Raw genomic sequence first — 17,304 nt, forward strand, 5'->3', positions numbered from 1 at the left:
ACGGGACGCCGCGACGTCCGCGGCCACGCACGCCAGGAACGCCGCCAAGGCCGCGAGGGAAGCGGCCGAGCACGCGGGCGACGCGGCCACGGCGGCGGCGAAGTCCACGGAGCACGCCAACGCGGCGAGCGATGCCGCCGACGCGGCGACCGCGGCGGTGGCCAAGGCCCAGGAGATCTACACCCTCGCGCGTGAGGTCGAGTCGGCCGAGCTGCTGACCCGGACGAACGAGGGCATCGAGCGCGCCCGTGACGACAAGGAGCGGGCGGACACCCGGCTCGCCGCTCGGACGGCCCTGGACCAGGAGACCGAGGACCAGCGGGCCGAGCGGGACCGGCTGGTGACCGAGGCGGCGAAGCCCGGTGCCGACCTCGGCGCCGTCGCGGCGCAGGGCCGCAAGCTGGCCGTGCGGGTGATGAAGGCGGGTACGGCGTGGGGCCGCGCCGCGGCGGAGGGCGCGCTCGGCGGAGCCGACGACGTCGTGATCGATTACCTGCGCGAGGGCTGGCGGACCGCCGAACAGCAGGACCAGCGGTCCTACGTGGCACGCCTCGCCGAGGAGAGCGAGGACCAGACGGTCCGGGACGCGGCCGAAGCCGCGCTGACCGGTGACGCGGCGGCGATCAGCGCGTTCGTGGACAACGGCCAGTACCAGGTCGCCGCGGACAGCATGCGCGTCGCCATCGCCCAGGTGCTCGACGGAGCCGGTCCCGTCGTCACCGAGAAGGGACGCCAAACGCTCGCGACGAACGACCCGAAGAAGTACAGCGAGTTCCTGGTGACCACACAGCACACCGCGCGCACGCAGGACGAACGGGTCCGCGCGGCACAGCTGGTGGACAGTGGCCCGCCCGAGGTGAAGAGCGCCGCGCGGGTCGCCCTGGAGGGCTCGCCGGACGCTCTGCACGCGTTCATCGTCTCCGGCCAGTACATGGCCCTGCGCAAGGACGGCCTGACGGCCACCCACGTGGCGCAGGTGCAGAAGCTGATCGCGGACGCGGCGAAGATCGCCGCCACGGCCCGCAAGGACGCCGCCACGGCCCAGAAGGTGGCCGCGACCGCTCGCAAGGCGGCCGCCGAGGCCGACGAGTGGAAGCGGAAGGCGAGCGACGCGGCGACCCAGGCGGAGGGCTACGCCCGGCAGGCCGATCAGTACGCCAAGGACGCCGAGACCTCGGCCGCGCAGGCCGCGGCGTCGGCGAAGACGGCGCGTGACGCGGCGAACCGTGCCGACACCGCCGCGGCGGACGCGGCACGGTCGGCCGCGGACGCGACACTGTCCTCCGAAACCGCCCAGGCCGCCGCCTCCGAGGCGTCGTACTACGCCGACCAGGCATGGAAATCGGCCGTCGAGGCGGGCAAGGATTCCGAGGCGGCGATGAAGGCCGCCACCGACGCGTTCTCCGCCGCGCTGACCAAGTACCGGGAGGAAGAGGAGGCCCGGCGCAAGGCCGCCGTGGCGGCCAAGGAGAAGGCCAAGAACGACCCGGGCGCACGCGCGCGGGAACTGTACCGCTGCCAGCAGGGACTGATCCCCTGTGACCCGCAGGGCTTCGCCCGCTGGTGCCAGCACAAGGAGGTCTACTGCGACGTTCTCGCCCACTCCAAGGAGCTGAGCGACGCGGCGGACATGGTGTGGAACGTCGAGAAGGAGCTGCTCGGGCTCAGCAATCTCGAAGCCTGCATGCGGGAGAAGGACTTCGACTCCTGCAAGGGCCTGGCCGTGGACGCCCTGCTGGGGAGCAAGCTGAGGGTCCTGGACAAGGTCTACGACGACCTGCGGCTGCTGAAGCGCGGCTGCAAGATCCTGGGCAAGGCGTCACTGCGCTCGGCGACGCCGGTAGGGACCATGGCCGCGGCCGGGGGCATCCCCTGCGCGGATCACAAGGTCCCCGGTCTGCCCCGCGCGGTGACCAAGATCCCCGACAGCTCGGACTGCCGTGCCTGCGCGGAACGCATCCGCGAGAGTCTCGGCGGCGGTGAGATAAGGGTGATCAAGCCCAAGCAGGGCTTCCCCTCGCTGGGGCAGTACAGGGACCAGGACACCTTTTGGACCGAGCATGTAGTGCTGGTGTACAACGGCCGTGTCTATGACGGCTTCACCGCGAAGGGCGGAGAGGCCATCGCCGACTACAAGGCCAAGTGGCTCTACAACGACGTCATCGACTTCGGATTCTGAGGCGTACGTGACCGACACAGAGCTGATCGAGAGCATCCGTGACCGGCCCGGGATGTACGGCCTGGACGGGACCTACCACCCGACGGCGATGCTCGTCATGGGCGTGGACATCGGCAGGTCGGGGCGGCTGCTGGACGGGTTCCGCGAGTGGCTGCTCGCGCGCAAGGGCGAGGACAGCAGCTTCATGTGGCTGCTCCTCGTCCTCGAGGACGCCTTCCCCGGCACGGGCATCCGGCACTGGAGACAGCTGTCGGACAGCCAGCAGGCGGTGGCGGTGGACCACCTCTTCGCTCTGTTGATCGCCTTCCTGGCCGAGCGCGACGACACGTAGTACGAGAGCGGCCCCACCGGTGTGCGACCGGTGGGGCCGTTTTCGCGTCCCGGGCGCCCGCCCAGGACGCGCCCCCTCAGTCGAACCAGCGATCCCGCGCCAGCTCCTCCGTCCGCGACGGATCCTCCAGCAACGCCGCCACCTCGAACCGCCGGGGCCACTGCCCCGCCGCCCAGGCGAGCCCCGCCGCGACGCCCTCCAGGGTCGCCGCGTGCAGCAAGCCGTCGTCGGTGAGGCGCCAGTCGATCTCCACGCCGTCCACGACGAGTTCGTCGTGCTCGACGTAGCGCGCCGGGGTGCGCGATCCGAGCAGCACCCGCACCGCATCCGGTACGTCGTGCTCGGCGCCCTCGGAGTCGACCGCGCCCGTGACGGACTCGCTCAGGCGCCGTACCTGGAACAGTTCGGCCAGCTCCGCCGCGCGGGCGGGGCGGACCGGCAGGAGCGGTACGCCGGAGGTGAAGGGGAGCAGGTCGGGGGAGTCGACGACCACCGCGTCCCGGGCGTCCACGACGGTCACGCGGCCGTCGGTGACCGCGCGCACCTCGTCCGGGAGGGTCACCTGGTCCGGGTCGAGGTCGGCCAACGCGCTGTAGAGACCGTGCAGTTGGGCCGGAGTGACCGGGCGGTCGGGGTCGGCCAGGCGGTCGAGGAGTTCGGCGGCGCCGCCGGGTTCGTCCAGGAGGGCGGCGACCGAGGTGCGTACGCCGAGGGCGCGCAGGACCTGCTCGTCCTCGAAGCCGGTGGCGTCGGCCTCGTCATACAGCCCGCGCAGCAGCGGGTCGCCGCCCGCCGCGAGCAGGCCCGCCGGGCGGCGGCCGTCGAGCACCGGGTGTCCGCGCAGCCACCAGGCGGTGTACGGCCGTACGACCTCGTGGGTGCCGTCGGGCAGCAGGACGCGGACCGGCTGGGTGAGGGCGTCGCGCAGCGGGGGCTGGGCGAGCAGGGCGAGGGCCTCGGGCCAGTGGTCGTCGTCCACGAGGTCCAGGTCGCGCACGGCGACGAGTTCGGTGGCGACGGGCGGCACGGGGCTGTCCGGGAAGCGGTCGAGGATGTCCTCGCACCACACGTCCACCGCGTCGAGGAGTCCGGCGTCGTCGGGCTCGGCGAAGTCGCCCTCGCGGGGCTCCAGTTCGTCCGGGTCGAGGACGACGTCGGTGGCGCGGACCAGGGCGAAGTCCGCCAGCACCCCGCAGGCCGTCAACGGCTGTTCGCCCCATCGGTCCGCCAAGTCCGCGTCCACTGCCGCGAGTTCGCCTTCGCGGATGACCCGGGCGAACGGGCTGCCGGGCAGGACGAGTTCACCGGCCGGGGCGAGTTCGCCGTCCTCGTCGGGCAGGGCGAGCGCGCCGAGCCAGGGCTCGTCTCCGGGTTCGAGGCCCGCGTCGCGCACCAACGCCAGGACGGTGTCGGCCAGTTCCTCCGCGTCGGGCGCGTCCTCCTCCCACAGTGCACCGCCGTCGTCGTCCAGCGAGGCAGCCACGGCGGCCCGCACCTGCGGGGTGGTGAGCACCGCGCGCGGGGTCGCGGGCAGCGCGCCCAGCTTCTCCAGGAGCGGGTGCGCGGCGTCCGCGTGGGCGACCTTGAGGCCGAGGCGGCCGAGCACGTCGGGGTCGACGGCGGCGGTGTCCGGGGTGGGCAGCAGCACTTGGCGGGGGCCGATGGTGGTCCGCCCGGTCCCGGCGAGCGGCACGGGCAGCCCGGAGAGCCGGTCGGGGTCGATCCCGGCGAGGCTGTCGTAGAGCCGCCACCACCACTCGGGGTCCTTCTCCAGCCCGGCGAGCCGGTCGACGGCGTCCGCGAGCGGCAGCCGGGCGACCCCGAGCGCGCGCAGTTCGGGGCGCCGTTCAAGGCCTGCGGGGAGCAGGGTGGGCAGCACCTCGGCGAGGACCCGTACCGTCTCGGCGCCCGCGCCCTCCACGATCTCGGCGTCCCTCGGGCGCAGCGCTTCGGGCAGGTCCTCGTCCTCGCCCGGCGCGAGGGCCGGGGGCAGGAACGCGGTGCGCGGCAGTCGGTCGAGCACGGCCTGCCGCAGCGCGCCGTCCAGCTCGCCCTTGCCGAGCGGGCCGGGTACGAGGTCGATGGCGCCCTCGGTCACCGGGCGCCAGGCGGCGAGGAGTTCGGCGTAGGCGTCGGCGGCGCGCTGGACCAGGAAGTCGGTCAGCGGGCCGGGGGCCGTGTGCCGGCGGGTGGTGTCCAGCGGGAACGACGCGATGAGCAGGGCGGGGATGCCGAGGGGTTCGTCGCTGGGGGTGGGCGCGTGCAGGACGGGGCTGGTGCGGGGGCGGAACGGGCGGCCCTCGGCGTCCTCGGGCACGGCCCAGGTCACCGACCAGTGCGGGCGCAGCCGTTCCTCGACGGGGCGGTCCGCGAGCAGGTCCGCGGTGAGGGGGCCGTGCGCGGTGGCGGTGCGCCAGCGGGTGCGGCCCTCGCGGGAGTCCTCCACGACGGTGACGGCGCCGTCGGTGCTCCGGCGCAGGGTGCGGGGCGTCTCCCCCTCGATCTCGACCACGACCTCCGCCAGGCCCGGCAGAGCCAGCAGCAGGGCGTCGTCCACGGCGTCGAGCAGCCGCTCGGCCAGACCGGCGGCGGCCGCGTCGCGCAGCGGGAGGATCACGGCGGTGTCGTACGGGTCCGGGGCGGTGCCCTCGGCGGCGAACGGCAGGCGCAGCAGCGGTACGTGGCCGTCACGGCGGCGCACCTCGTCGCCGAGCCCCGGACTGTGCCGGGCGGTCTGATCGGCCAGCTCGCGGGCCTCGGTGAGGGACCAGCGGACGCCGCCGTGGCGTCCGACGATCGCGGGCTCGTCGGTGACGGACAGGACGGCGGAGAAGCCGACGCCGAAGCGGCCGACCGCTCCGGCCGCCCCGTGCTCGTCGTCCCGGTCCCGCTTCGCGGAGGCGCGCAGGGTGGACAGCGACTCGACACCGACCGCGTCGAGGGGGGCGCCGGTGTTGGCGGCGATCAGCGCGTTGTCGCGGAGCGTGAGGCGGAGCCGGCCGGGGACCCGCGCGCGGGCGGCGGCGTCGGCGGCGTTCTGGGCCAGCTCGACCACGAGCCGGTCCCGGTAGCCGCCGAGCACGAGGTCCTCCTCGGCGTTGGCGTCCTCGCGGAACCGGGCGGGGCTGGTCGCCCAGGCGTCGAGGACACCGCGGCGGAGCCGGGCGGTACCGAAGGGGTCGGCGCCCTCGGCCGCCGGCCGCACGTACTTGCTCACGATCACACTCTCCTCATCGGCGTGAGGTCGAAGGTACAGCGAGGGCGGGCCCGGCCGTTCGCGGCGTACGTGAGGGGGGTGCGCGGCGGGGGACGCGGGGGTCCTGACGGGGTCTCGGCGGGAGCCCTGCGGGCGTCCACTGCGGAAAGCGACCCGTCCCGACAGCCCGGACACCACCGGACAGGCTCCGGACAGTAACCGTACGTATCGATCGCGTGACTGTTCACCGTAGGGGGGCGGGGCCAGTCTGGGCGGCGTGATTGACGAAAACATGCCGTACATCCCGCATTTCCGCGTGACCCTGTCCTCCACGCCCCGCGGGGCGCGTCTCGCGCGGCTGCTGGCCACCGAGCAACTGCGGTCCTGGGGGCTGCCACCGGACAACGGCCCGCTCGTCGTCGCCGAACTCGCCAAGAACGCCGCGACCCACGGCCGCGCGCCGGACCGCTACTTCCGCCTGACGATGCTGGTCTTCGGCGAGAACCTCCGGATCGAGCTGACCGACAGCCAGGGCGACGCCCTCCCCCGGCTCGGCGAGGGCTACGGCCTCCAGCTCGTCGACGCCCTGTCCGCCCGCTGGGGTACGACGGAGGCGCTCGGCCCCTGCAAGACGGTGTGGACGGAACTGACCCTCACGACCCTGCCCAACATCACGCGCGGCAGGCGGTTCCGGGTGATCGGCCCGCTGGACTTCCTGCGCTGAGGACGGCGCAGTTCGAGTCGCCCCGAGCCGGACCGCCGTACTCCACCGGGCCGGGGCCGCCGAAGCGACCCGGCGAACCCCCGAGGGACAGCGACCCGGCGAACCCCCGGAGGGACTACGCGTGGCCCAGTTCCGCCGTCTCCGCGTCTCCCGCCTCCGTGACCGAGCCCGCGTCGGGGGCCGGGCGGAGCGGGAAGGGGTCGAGGAGGGTCTCGTCGACGACCGGTTCGGCGGGGCGGGGCGGGGTGGGCATGACGGCGGCCTCGGAGTGGGCGCCGCAGCCGTAGGCGAGGGAGACGACGCGGCCGTCGGCCGGGGAGAACTCGTTGGCGCAGACGCCGAAGGCCTGGCCGAGGGAGCCGCCGATGGGGTTGAGGAAACCGCAGGTGGCGCAGGTCGCGGGGGCCGCCTGGGCCATCGCGGACTTGGGGCCGAACGCCTCTTCCCAGCGGTCGGCGGCCACATGCAGGCCGTAGCGGGAGAGCACGCGGGCGCGGCGCATCCCGAGCTCCTCGGCGACCGCCGTGATCGAGCCGCGCGCGGGCACCGTCGGCTGTTCGGCGGGGCTGCCGGGGGTGACGTCGGCGTCCTCCTCCTCGGCGAGTTCCGCGATCCCCTTGGCGACGACGGAGTTCGGCGGGGGCTCCTCCTCGCCGCTGAAGCCGGGCTCCAGGCGGAGGTCGCCCTCTTCGGTGGGGAGCAGGTCGCCGGGGCCGAGGTCGCCGGGGCGCAGCCGCTCGCTCCACGGCACCCATTCGGGGGCGAGGATGGCGTCCGGGCCGGGCAGCAGCACGACCTCGTCGAGGGTGACGAGTTTGGCGCGGGAGGCGCGGGCGACGGTGGCGGCCCAGCGCCAGCCCCGGTAGCCCAGTTCCTTGCACTCGAAGAAGTGGGTGACCACACGGTCACCCTCCGACGTCATCCCGATGTGCTCGCCGACCACGCCGGGCGCGGCCGCCTCCTCCGCTGCGGCGCGTGCGAGGTCGATCGCCTCGGCGCACAGGCGGTCGGGGGTGCGGCTTCGCGTGGTCGCTGCGCTCACAGGTATCGCTTCTCTCCTACGCCGTCTACGAGTGCGGATGCCCTCCGGCGGTGAAGCGGACGGAGCGGACCTGTGGGCCGCATCGACGTCCGCGTCCGATCACGCTCGGGCGCACCTCTGCCATCCATTCTGCGTTATGGCTGAGATACGCACGCTACCCCGTCGCCCGTGGTGGGGGACAGTCCGCTGCGGTTCGGCGGGTTTCCCGGCCACCCCGACGCGCGCGCCGGGCGGGGTGCCGATGGCCGGGAACGGCCCGCCTCCCCCGCCCGGCCCGGCCCGCGGGCGGCCGGAGAACCGGCCGAATCCATTGCTCCGAACAGCCCCTGACGGCCGGGAAGACCGCCCGGACCCACCGCCCCGATCAACTCGCTCGGCCGCAAAACGCACATGTCCCGTCTCCTCGGGGCAGTATGAAGCTCGTGGCAGCCACGGACAGGGGGAGCGGTGGTGGCAGCGGTTCGGGCCGCGTCGGCGGTGTCGTCCGCTCGGTGGGGCGTGCCCTGCATCTGCCGGTGACCGGGACGGCGCGCGGGATCCGGCGGGCGACGCACGCGCACGGCGCGGGCGAGTCCGGCCTCGGCAAGCTGATCGAGCTGCACGCGGTGAACGGCGCCGGAGACGTGATGATCACCGTCGCGCTCGCCTCGACCGTGTTCTTCTCGGTGCCGACCGACGAGGCCCGCGGGCGCGTCGCGCTCTATCTCGCCATCACCATGGCGCCCTTCACCGTCCTCGCCCCCGTCATCGGCCCCCTCCTGGACCGCCTCCCGCACGGCCGCCGCGCCGCCATGGCCGCGTCGATGCTGGCCCGCGCGCTGCTCGCGCTGGTCATCTCCGGTGCGGTGGCGACCGGCTCCCTGGAGCTGTACCCGGCCGCGCTCGGCGTCCTGGTCGCCTCCAAGGCGTACGGCGTGGTCCGCAGCGCGGTCGTGCCCCGGCTGCTGCCACCCGCCTTCTCCCTGGTGAAGGCCAACTCCCGGGTCACCCTGGCCGGACTCCTCGCCACCGGTGTGGCCGCGCCCATCGGGGCGGCCCTGCAGATGGTGGGCGACCCCTGGCCCCTGTACGGCGCCTTCGTGATCTTCGTGGCGGGTACGGTCCTGTCGTTCACCCTGCCGCACAAGGTGGACTCGGCCAAGGGCGAGGGCGTGGCGCTGCTCTCGGCCGACGCCACGAGCCTGCCGGGACCGCGCGGCAGGCAGCGTGCCCGGCGCCCGGGGCTGCGCTCGGTCGGTACGGCCGTCACCCACGCCCTCGGCGCCAACGCCGCCCTGCGTTGCCTGTCCGGCTTCCTGATCTTCTTCCTCGCCTTCCTGCTGCGCGAACACCCCCTGACCGGCGAGAGCGCGGCCGTCTCGCTCGGCATCGCGGGCGTAGCGGCGGGCACGGGCAACGCGCTGGGCACGGCCGTGGGGGCGTGGCTGAAGTCCCGCGCGCCCGAGGTCATCATCGTGACCGTGGTCGCCGTGGCGCTCGGTACGGCGATCCTGGCCGCCGCCTTCTTCGGGGCCCTGCTGGTCGCCTGCCTCTCCGCCGTCGCCGGGTTCGCCCAGGCGCTGGCCAAGCTGTCCCTGGACGCCCTGATCCAGCGGGACGTGCCGGAGGCGGTGCGCACCTCGGCCTTCGCCCGCTCCGAGACCCTGCTCCAGGTGGCCTGGGTGCTCGGCGGCGCCATCGGCATCGTCCTGCCCCTGAACGGCACCCTCGGCCTGTCGATCGCCGCCCTGATCGTGGCCGTCGGGTGGGTGACGACGCTGCGCGGGCTGCTGGCGTCGGCCCGGCACGGAGGGCGGGCGCGGGCGCGCGTGGTGTGAGGGCAGGGGCGGGGATGGGGACGAGGTTGGGGGCCGGGTTGGGGGCCTTGCCGGGCACTCCGCAGGCCCTCCGGTCGGCGTCGTCGTCGTAACGAACCGGGCACGCCGTACCCCACTTGGGGGTCACCGCCGGGGTGCCCGATAGCCTTCGGCCATGACCTCGCTGCAATCCCGCTCGCGACGCCGCCGCGCCGTCGCCGTCGCCGGTGCCGTTTCCGCCGGACTGCTCGTCCTGTCGGCCTGTGACAAGCCGACGCCCGTCGCGACGGTGACCGTCGGCGACAGCTCGGTCAACTCCGAGGCCGTCTGCTGGAACGACGGCAAGGCGCTCGACGCGCAGTCCCTGGCGAAGTGCGCCAAGAAGGCCGGCGACATCAAGTCGATCGACGTGGACCAGGACAGCACCGTCCGCATCGGCGTCGACCCGAAGATCGCGGACGAGGGCTGGACCCTGCTGGTGAACGGCCGCCAGTTCACCGACGCCAGCAAGAAGACCTACCGCACCATCCCGAGCAGCGCGTTCTTCAACGCCCAGTACGGCACCCAGGGCAACACGAACACCGTGTCCGTCCAGATGGGGGAGACCGCCGCCAAGGGCCTGTGGAGCTTCAAGGTCAAGAAGTCCGACTCCTGACCCCGGTTCCCGCCATGAACGCCCGCGTGCTCGTCGCCACCGCCGTCCCCGCCGAACGGGACGCGGTGGCACGGGCGTTTCCGGGCACCGCCGGGGAACTCCGGCTGCCGGGCGTTTCCGTGTTCCGTACGGCCGCCGGGTGCGATCTGCTGGCCGCCGGGGTGGGCCCCGCGCTCGCCGCCGCCTCCACCGCGACCGCGCTCACCGCGGCCGCCCTCGCGGGCACGCCGTACCGGCTGGTCGTCTCGGCCGGGATCGGCGGCGGCTTCCAGCCGGAGGCCCCCGTCGGCTCGCTGGTCGTCGCGGACGCGATCACCGTCGCCGACCTGGGCGCCGAGACCGCCGACGGCTTCCTGCCGGTCACCGAACTCGGCTTCGGCACCGTCAACCACGTGCCGCCGGAATCAGCCGTACGAGCGATCACCGAGGCCACCGGTGCGCGCCCCGGCACCGTCCTGACCGTCTCCACGGTCACCGGCACCGCCGAACGCGCCGCCGCACTGCGCGCCCGTCATCCGCGCGCCCTGGCCGAGGGCATGGAAGGCTTCGGGGTGGCCGAGGCCGCCGCCGCGCACGGTGTGCCGGTGCTGGAGATCCGCGCGGTGTCCAACCCGGTCGGCCCGCGCGACCGTGCCGCCTGGCGCATCGGCGACGCGCTCGCCGCCCTCACCGAGGGCTTCGGGAAGATCGCGCCCGTCCTGGAGAGTTGGAATTCGCATGACCAGTGAATCCCCGGTGGCCGCCGAGCCGCTGCAGATCGCGTACTCGCCCTGCCCCAACGACACCTTCGTCTTCGACGCCCTCGCCCACGGCCGCGTCCCCGGCGCCCCCGCGCTGGACGTGACCTTCGCGGACATCGACATCACCAACGGCATGGCCGAGCGCGGCGAGTACGACGCGCTGAAGGTGTCGTACGCCGTCCTGCCGTACGTCCTCGACGAGTACGCCCTGCTGCCCTGCGGCGGCGCGCTGGGCCGGGGCTGCGGGCCGCTGGTGCTGACGCGGGAGGCGGACGCCGACTTGACGGGGCGTACGGTCGCGGTGCCGAGCGAGCGCTCGACGGCGTACATGCTCTTCCGCCTCTGGGCGGCCGACACCCTGCCCGGCGGGGTCGGGGAGATCGTGGTGATGCCGTTCCACGAGATCATGCCCGCGGTGCGGGACGGCAAGGTGGACGCCGGACTCGTCATCCACGAGGCGCGGTTCACGTACCAGGAGTACGGGCTGCACAAGCTCGCCGACATGGGCGAGCACTGGGAGCGGACGACCGGGCTGCCGATCCCGCTCGGCGCGATCATCGCCAAGCGGTCGCTGGGCGCGGAGACCCTGCGGGGCCTCGCGGACGCCATTCGCGGTTCCGTGCGGGCCGCCTGGGACGACCCGGAGATCTCCCGGCCGTACGTCATGGCGCACGCCCAGGAGATGGACCCGGCGGTGGCGGACCAGCACATCGGGCTGTACGTCAACGAGTTCACCGCCGACCTCGGTGAGGACGGGTACGCGGCGATCCGCGGCCTGCTGACCCGGGCGGCGGCCGAGGGACTCGTACCGCCGCTCGGGCCGGGGGCGCTGGCGTTCCCGTAGGACCTCGCTTCGCTGGGAGGCGGCTACGGGGTGGACGTCCGACGGAGTCGGGCGTTCGGGGACCTGGTGGTGTCGCGGAGGTCCCGTAGATCCTGGATGTCCCGGAGGCCCTGGAGGCCCCGGAGGTCCTGGAGGTCAGACGTCGAGCTGGTCCGCGACCGCGCGCAGGAGGCCGGCGATCCGCTTGCCCGCGGTGCGCTCCGGGTAACGGCCGCCCTCCAGCTGCGGGGTGATCTTCTCCAGGAGGGTCGTCAGGTCCTGCACGATCGAGGCCAGCTCGTCCGGCTTCTTGCGCTGGGCGGCGGCGACGGACGGGGTGGGCTCCAGAACGGTCACGGAAAGCGCCTGGTCCCCGCGCTGACCGGCGACGACTCCGAACTCCACGCGCTGTCCCGGCTTGAGTGAATCGACTCCGGCGGGGAGAACCGAGGAATGCACGAAGACGTCACCGCCGTCGTCGCGGGAGAGAAAGCCGAAGCCCTTCTCACTGTTGAACCACTTGACCTTGCCGGTAGGCACGTCTGTCCTCGTCCTCGTACTCGTCGGGAAAACTGCTTCGGAAACTGCTCTGGATAGCACTGCAGCGGGTCGTCCCTGACCCGCCGACACCAAGGCTAATGGTCTGTGAGCGGCTGACAAGACGTCGCCCGGTTGTTCCCTCGCGGGGGGAACTACCCTGGTCCGGTGCGTGACAAAACCCAAACGAATTCCGCCGGGCCCGGTGACGGACTGATCCGCGCCGGAGTCATCGTGTTCTTCCTCGGCGCCCTGGCCACGCTGGTCACGGTGGCCCCCCTCTTTCTCGGCGCCAAACCCTTTCCGACCTACATGTTCGGCCTCAGCATGCTCATGGCGGTCGGTTTCCTGACGGCCGGCGCGGGGGTGCTGCGGTCGGTGTCGGCGGGGCGCAGGCAGGCGAGGGCGCTGCGCTAGGCCTTGGCGGGTGGGGGTGTTTTTGACTCCGGGTCGGGTGTGGGGGGGCTTGGGCCGGGGTGGGGTTCGGTGGGGGGTTCGGCGTGCGGTTTGGGCTGGGCCGGGGGTGGGGTTCGGCGGGGTTTGAGTGGGGCTCGGGTGCGGGAGCGTTCAGGGACGGGATTTGGCGCGGGCACGATGTCGCTTAAGTCGAAATCACCACGGGGTTCACGCCCGATACGCGGACCCTGGCGTGAACCCGGCACCGCCAAGTCACTCACGCCTGGTGCGCGGACCCGGGGCCGTTAGTCCGGCGGTCGCCGCACGTTGCTTACACCTGGCGCGCGAACCCCACAGGCATGAGCCCGGCGATCACCGCAGGTTGCTCAGGCCGGGGACGAAACCCCGGACTCAGTGACACGCGGCCCACGCACCGCACCCCGCCCGAAGGGGCCGACTCAGCCACGCCGCGACTCCAGGTGGGACTCCAGCCACGCGGGAAACGCGTGCAGGTCGGGGAGGACGATGTCCGCGCCCGCCGCTGTCAGTTCCTCGTGGTCGCAGGGGCCCGTGGTCAGGGCGACCGAGAGGGCGTTGGCGGCGTGGGCGCCGCGGACGTCACCGACGTGGTCGCCGACGTACACCCCCGCGCCGTACTCGCGGAGCGCTTCCGCCTTCTGCTCGGCCCACAGGTCACCGACCACCACGTCCGGCTCGATGCCGAGGTGGGCGAGGTGGAGCTTGGCGTTCGGCTCGTACTTGGCGGTCACCACCATCGTCCGGCCCCCGGCCGCCCGCACCGCCTCGATCGCCTCGCGCGCCCCGGCCATGGCGGGGGTCGCGGCGACGGCGTGCTCCGGGTACATCTCCCGGTACAGGTCCGCCACCTCCGGCACCTGCTCGGCCGGGAACCAGTTCACCAGCTCCTCGGCCAGCGGCGGCCCGAGCCGCGTCACCGCGAGATCGGCGTCGACGTACACCCCCGTCCGCTCGGACAACGCGAGGTAACACGCCCGAATCCCCGGCCGCGAGTCGATGAGCGTCATGTCGAGATCAAAGCCGACGGTGAGGGCGGGGACGGGGCGCGCAGTCATCGGGCCATTGTGCCGCGTGCCCTCCGGGCGACCGCCACCTGGTCATCGGCGAGGACGCGGACACCCTGGACGAGCCGCCCTCGATTCCGGCCGCGCCGTATTCCGACCCCGCCGTATCCCGCCGCGAACCGCCGGACGGCTCACCGCTGGCGCTGCGACCGCCACAGCAGGAACACCGCCGACGCCACGGCCGCCCCCCGCACCACCCACGGCCACGTCGCCGTGATGGCGGTGGACAGGTGGTCGGAGGGGAGGGGGTCACCCCAGTGACCGGTGTGGCGCCCCCAGAGCCAAAGGATGCCCCCGGCTGCCGAGAGGGCCGGGATGATCATCACGGCCCATTTGGTCTCGGCCGGGGTGAGGCGGCGGGAGCCGTAGGCGATGAGCCAGCCGAGGAGGAGGACGAACCAGTTGCCGAGGACCGCCCCGGCGACCAGCGCGGCGGCCGCGAGCAGGAGGAGGGGGTTGGTCCAGCCGGTGGCCGGGCGGCGTGGGAGGAGGCGGAGGAGGCGGGAGCGGGGGGCGGGGGCGGGCTCCGGTTCTGCGGGGAGTTCCTCCGGGGGCGCCGCAGGCTCGCGCTCCGTCTCCTTCGGGGGCCGCTTGAGCAGCTCCGGGATCTCCACCCCGCCGACGAACCCCGGTACGGAGTCGGCCGCCGCCGCGCCGAAGGGGCTGTTGTCGACGCGCCACCAGTCCGGGCGGGTGACGGAGTCCCCGAGTTCGTCGGCCGACGCGAGGTGGGGCGGGGAGGGGACCTGCGCCTCGGGGGCGGACGGTCGCGGAGCGGGGAACGTGCCGCGCAGCGACTTCAGCCCCTTGGGGCGTTTCGGCGGCTCCGGATCGCGCTGCGGCGGCACCGCCGTGGCCGGCCCCTGCGGGACACTCCCGGCGCCACCCGCCGACGCCACCACCTCGTCCGGGCTGCCGAGCCGGTCCAGGATGCGGCGGACGGCGGCGGGCGAGTCCACCGTCGTACTCGCCCGGTGCCGGTCGATCTCGTTGCGCAGCTCGGACACCAGCCGCATCCGCGTCGCGGACGGCAACTGCCGCTGATGCGCGACGTCTCCGACGCGGCTCAGATACTCGTAGACGACCTGGTCGCTCTCGATCCCCACGGAACCCCTCCGGGGCAGCGGCGGTGAAACCCCGTGAGGAAGGTAGCGCAGAGTGGCGGCCACCGGGACGTACCGGCTCGGGCACGGTGTCGGGGGGCCGCAGCCGGGCGGGAGCGGAGCCGCTACCGTGGGTCAGATGAGCCCCGAGGCCCCCTCAACCCCCCGGTCCCTCGCGGAGGCACTCCGCGCGCGGGACGACGCCTCGCTGGCCGCGCTGCTGCGTGGCCGACCCGACCTCATCACCCCGGTGCCCAGCGACCTGACGCAGCTGGCCACCCGCGCCGGTACCCGCGCCTCGGTGCTGCGCGCCCTGGAACGGCTGGACCGGTTCGCCCTCCAGACCGCCCAGGCCCTGGCCGTCGCCCCGGACCCGGCGTCGTACGACACCCTGCTCGGACTGCTGGCCGGGGACGACGGGGACGCGGCCGTCGCCGACGCGCTGCCCCGTACCGTCGCCTCCCTGCGCGAGCAGGCGCTGGTCTGGGGCGACGACGACCGGCTGCGCCTGGTGCGCACCGCCCGCGAGCTGCTCGCCCCCTCCCCCCAGCACCCCTCCCCGACCGGGCTCGGCCCGACCGTGCGGGAGGCCACCTCGGGCATGTCGCCGGGGCGGATGCAGGAGATCGTCGCCACCGCCGGGCTCCGCTCCACCCATGACTCGGTGTCCGCCGTCACCGCCCTGACCGCCCTCTTCACCGACCGCGCGAAGATGGGCGAGCTGCTCGACGGGGCCCCGGAGGCCGCCCGCGAGGTGCTGTCCCGGCTGATGTGGGGACCGCCGTACGGCCAGGTAACCGCCGACCCGGCGCTCCATCTGCGCTGGCTGCTCGACCGGGGACTGCTGCTGCCGACCACGCCCGGCACCGTCGTCCTGCCCCGCGAGGTCGCCCTGCATCTGCGCGGGGGCCGCGCGCACCGGGCGCCCGAGCCGCTGCCGCCCGCCGTCGAACCGGCCGCCACCCACAGCCCGCGGGTCGTCGACGCCACCGCCGCCGGACAGGCCTTCACCGCCCTCGCCACCGTCGAGGAACTGCTGAAGTCCTGGAACCAGGGCGGCCCCGCCGTCCTGCGCGCGGGCGGCCTCAGCCAGCGCGACCTCAAGCGCACCGCCGTCGCCCTCGACCTGTCCGAACCCGTCGCCGCGTTCTGGGTCGAGCTGACCTATGCCGCCGGTCTCCTCGCCTCCGACGGCCAGGCCGACGAGCGCTACGCCCCCACCCCCGCCTACGACACCTGGCTGGAACTTCCCCCGGCCGAACGCTGGGCCCACCTCGCCGGGATCTGGCTGACGGCCACCCGCACGTCGGGGCTGATCGGCGGCCGGGACGCCAAGGACCGCACGCTCTCCGCGCTCGGCCCGGGCCTCGACCGCTCGGCCGCGCCCGAGGTACGGCACCGGGTGCTGACCCTGCTCGCCGGGCTCCCGGAGGGCGGCGCGCCGTCCGCCGAGGCGGTGCTCGCCCGGCTGAGCTGGGAACGGCCCCTGCGCGGCCCGCAGCGCGACAGCACCGAGGACCTGCGCACCCGGCTCGCCCGCTGGACCCTCACGGAGTCCGAGGCCCTCGGCGTCACGGGCCGGGGCGCCCTCTCCGGCCAGGGCCGCGCCCTGCTCGGACCGGCGGACGGGACGGACGAAGCGGACAGGGCAGACGGCCCCGCGTCGCCGCACGACATCAGACACGGGACCAACCCCGCCCCCCTCTCCCCCGCCGAACAGGCCACCGCCACCTCGGCCGCCGCCCGCCTGCTCGCCCCCCTCCTTCCCGAACCCCTCGACCACGTGCTGCTCCAGGCCGACCTGACGGCGGTGGCGCCCGGTCCGCTGCGACGGCCCCTCGCGGACGTGCTCGGGGTGCTCGCGGACGTGGAGTCCAAGGGCGGTGCGACCGTGTACCGCTTCACTCCCGGCTCGGTGCGCCGGGCCCTTGACGCCGGGCAGACCGCCGCCGACCTGCACGCCTTCCTCGCCGAACACTCCCGCACCCCCGTTCCGCAACCGCTCGCCTATCTGATCGACGACGTGGCCCGCCGCCACGGCCACCTGCGGGTCGGCGCCGCCTCGTCCTACGTCCGCTGCGACGACGACGCCGTGCTGAACGAGATCCTGGCCGACAAGCGCGCCGCGGCCCTGCGCCTGCGCCGCCTCGCCCCGACCGTGCTGGCCGCCCCGTGCGACCCGGCCACCCTTCTGGAGGGGCTGCGCGGGATGGGCTACGCCCCCGCCGCCGAGTCCGCCGACGGCGATGTGCTGATCGCCCGCGCCGACGCCCACCGCACCCCGCCACGCACCGCGCCCGACCCGGTGCCGGACGGCCCGCCGCCGCCCGACGCCACGCTGCTGACGGCGGCGATCCGCGCGATCCGCGCGGGCGACCTGGCCGCGACCGCCCCGCGCAAGAGCACCGGCACCGAACTCGCGGGCGGCGAGCTGCCCCGCACCACCCAGGCCGACACCCTGGCCACCCTGCAGGCCGCCGTCCTCACCGGCGACACCGTGTGGATCGGCTATGTCAACGCCGAGGGCGCCGCCAGCCAGCGCGTCGTCGCCCCGGTCCGCGTCGAGGGCGGCTTCGTGACCGCGTACGACCACACGGCCGACGAGGTCCGCACCTACCCCCTGCACCGGATCACGGGAGTGGCCGAGCTGGCGGAGGACTGACCCGCTTCCTTCACGCA

At 74.1% G+C, this 17,304-nt stretch carries 14 protein-coding genes; 9 read left to right on the forward strand and 5 right to left on the reverse strand.

Annotated elements, in window-relative coordinates:
• Both GTW40_RS05735 and GTW40_RS05740 read left to right on the forward strand, forming a co-directional pair.
• A partial coding sequence (locus GTW40_RS05735) for an ALF repeat-containing protein (RefSeq protein WP_161179057.1) occupies positions 1 to 2,179 on the forward strand: 2,179 nt, incomplete at its 5' end.
• Between the two features lie 7 nt (positions 2,180 to 2,186).
• Entirely contained in the window at positions 2,187 to 2,510 is a 324-nt protein-coding gene (locus GTW40_RS05740; protein ID WP_161179058.1) for a hypothetical protein, read from the forward strand.
• A 76-nt stretch (positions 2,511 to 2,586) separates the two neighbouring features.
• Here the strand turns inward: GTW40_RS05740 and GTW40_RS05745 are convergent, their stop codons facing one another.
• A complete protein-coding gene (locus GTW40_RS05745) occupies positions 2,587 to 5,727 on the reverse strand; it encodes a molecular chaperone Hsp90 (protein ID WP_161179059.1) in 3,141 nt (1,046 codons plus the stop codon).
• Between the two features lie 271 nt (positions 5,728 to 5,998).
• Between GTW40_RS05745 and GTW40_RS05750 the strand changes: the two genes are divergently transcribed.
• On the forward strand, positions 5,999 to 6,430 hold the full coding sequence (locus GTW40_RS05750) for an ATP-binding protein (RefSeq protein WP_161179073.1): 432 nt from the start codon (positions 5,999 to 6,001) through the stop codon (positions 6,428 to 6,430).
• A gap of 115 nt (positions 6,431 to 6,545) precedes the next feature.
• Here GTW40_RS05750 and GTW40_RS05755 read toward each other — a convergent pair whose 3' ends face one another.
• Positions 6,546 to 7,472 carry a DUF3027 domain-containing protein gene (locus tag GTW40_RS05755; RefSeq protein WP_161179060.1) on the reverse strand — a complete coding sequence of 309 codons (927 nt, stop codon included), beginning with the start codon at positions 7,470 to 7,472 and terminating at the stop codon, positions 6,546 to 6,548.
• Between the two features lie 413 nt (positions 7,473 to 7,885).
• Between GTW40_RS05755 and GTW40_RS05760 the strand changes: the two genes are divergently transcribed.
• From GTW40_RS05760 to GTW40_RS05775, 4 genes are all read left to right on the forward strand, one after another.
• Complete coding sequence (locus tag GTW40_RS05760) at positions 7,886 to 9,289, forward strand: MFS transporter (RefSeq protein ID WP_161179061.1); 1,404 nt, start codon at positions 7,886 to 7,888, stop codon at positions 9,287 to 9,289.
• Between the two features lie 154 nt (positions 9,290 to 9,443).
• On the forward strand, positions 9,444 to 9,923 hold the full coding sequence (locus GTW40_RS05765; RefSeq protein WP_161179062.1) for a DUF2771 domain-containing protein: 480 nt from the start codon (positions 9,444 to 9,446) through the stop codon (positions 9,921 to 9,923).
• A 14-nt stretch (positions 9,924 to 9,937) separates the two neighbouring features.
• On the forward strand, positions 9,938 to 10,651 hold the full coding sequence (locus GTW40_RS05770) for a futalosine hydrolase (protein ID WP_161179063.1): 714 nt from the start codon (positions 9,938 to 9,940) through the stop codon (positions 10,649 to 10,651).
• On the forward strand, positions 10,641 to 11,507 hold the full coding sequence (locus GTW40_RS05775) for a 1,4-dihydroxy-6-naphthoate synthase (protein ID WP_202485440.1): 867 nt from the start codon (positions 10,641 to 10,643) through the stop codon (positions 11,505 to 11,507). Before GTW40_RS05770 ends, GTW40_RS05775 begins: the two co-directional genes overlap by 11 nt.
• Positions 11,508 to 11,642: 135 nt before the next feature.
• On the opposite strand, the gene GTW40_RS33510 is transcribed toward GTW40_RS05775, so the two are convergent.
• A complete protein-coding gene (locus GTW40_RS33510) occupies positions 11,643 to 12,026 on the reverse strand; it encodes a cold shock domain-containing protein (RefSeq protein ID WP_018548331.1) in 384 nt (127 codons plus the stop codon).
• 165 nt (positions 12,027 to 12,191) lie between these two features.
• Here GTW40_RS33510 and GTW40_RS05785 point away from each other — a divergent pair, with 165 nt between their 5' ends.
• Positions 12,192 to 12,440 carry a hypothetical protein gene (locus GTW40_RS05785; RefSeq protein WP_161179064.1) on the forward strand — a complete coding sequence of 83 codons (249 nt, stop codon included), beginning with the start codon at positions 12,192 to 12,194 and terminating at the stop codon, positions 12,438 to 12,440.
• Between the two features lie 437 nt (positions 12,441 to 12,877).
• Here GTW40_RS05785 and GTW40_RS05790 read toward each other — a convergent pair whose 3' ends face one another.
• On the reverse strand, positions 12,878 to 13,513 hold the full coding sequence (locus tag GTW40_RS05790; RefSeq protein WP_161179065.1) for a haloacid dehalogenase-like hydrolase: 636 nt from the start codon (positions 13,511 to 13,513) through the stop codon (positions 12,878 to 12,880).
• Positions 13,514 to 13,653: 140 nt separating this feature from the next.
• A complete protein-coding gene (locus GTW40_RS05795; protein WP_161179066.1) occupies positions 13,654 to 14,628 on the reverse strand; it encodes a hypothetical protein in 975 nt (324 codons plus the stop codon).
• 136 nt (positions 14,629 to 14,764) lie between these two features.
• On the opposite strand from GTW40_RS05795, the gene GTW40_RS05800 reads away from it, so the two are divergent.
• On the forward strand, positions 14,765 to 17,287 hold the full coding sequence (locus GTW40_RS05800) for a helicase C-terminal domain-containing protein (RefSeq protein ID WP_161179067.1): 2,523 nt from the start codon (positions 14,765 to 14,767) through the stop codon (positions 17,285 to 17,287).
• Positions 17,288 to 17,304: the final 17 nt, after the last annotated feature.

The sequence above is a fragment of the Streptomyces sp. SID4985 genome (genome assembly GCF_009863025.1).
Taxonomy (GTDB): domain Bacteria; phylum Actinomycetota; class Actinomycetes; order Streptomycetales; family Streptomycetaceae; genus Streptomyces.

Excerpts from the sequence above, each read along its gene's own strand:
- GTW40_RS05800 (WP_161179067.1), top strand. The coding sequence starts at position 14,765 with ATGAGCCCCGAGGCCCCCTCAACCCCCCGGTCCCTCGCGGAGGCACTC.
- GTW40_RS05770 (WP_161179063.1), top strand. The coding sequence starts at position 9,938 with ATGAACGCCCGCGTGCTCGTCGCCACCGCCGTCCCCGCCGAACGGGAC.
- GTW40_RS05765 (WP_161179062.1), top strand. The coding sequence starts at position 9,444 with ATGACCTCGCTGCAATCCCGCTCGCGACGCCGCCGCGCCGTCGCCGTC.
- GTW40_RS05775 (WP_202485440.1), top strand. The coding sequence starts at position 10,641 with ATGACCAGTGAATCCCCGGTGGCCGCCGAGCCGCTGCAGATCGCGTAC.
- GTW40_RS05750 (WP_161179073.1), top strand. The coding sequence starts at position 5,999 with ATGCCGTACATCCCGCATTTCCGCGTGACCCTGTCCTCCACGCCCCGC.
- GTW40_RS05790 (WP_161179065.1), bottom strand. The coding sequence starts at position 13,513 with ATGACTGCGCGCCCCGTCCCCGCCCTCACCGTCGGCTTTGATCTCGAC.
- GTW40_RS05760 (WP_161179061.1), top strand. The coding sequence starts at position 7,886 with ATGAAGCTCGTGGCAGCCACGGACAGGGGGAGCGGTGGTGGCAGCGGT.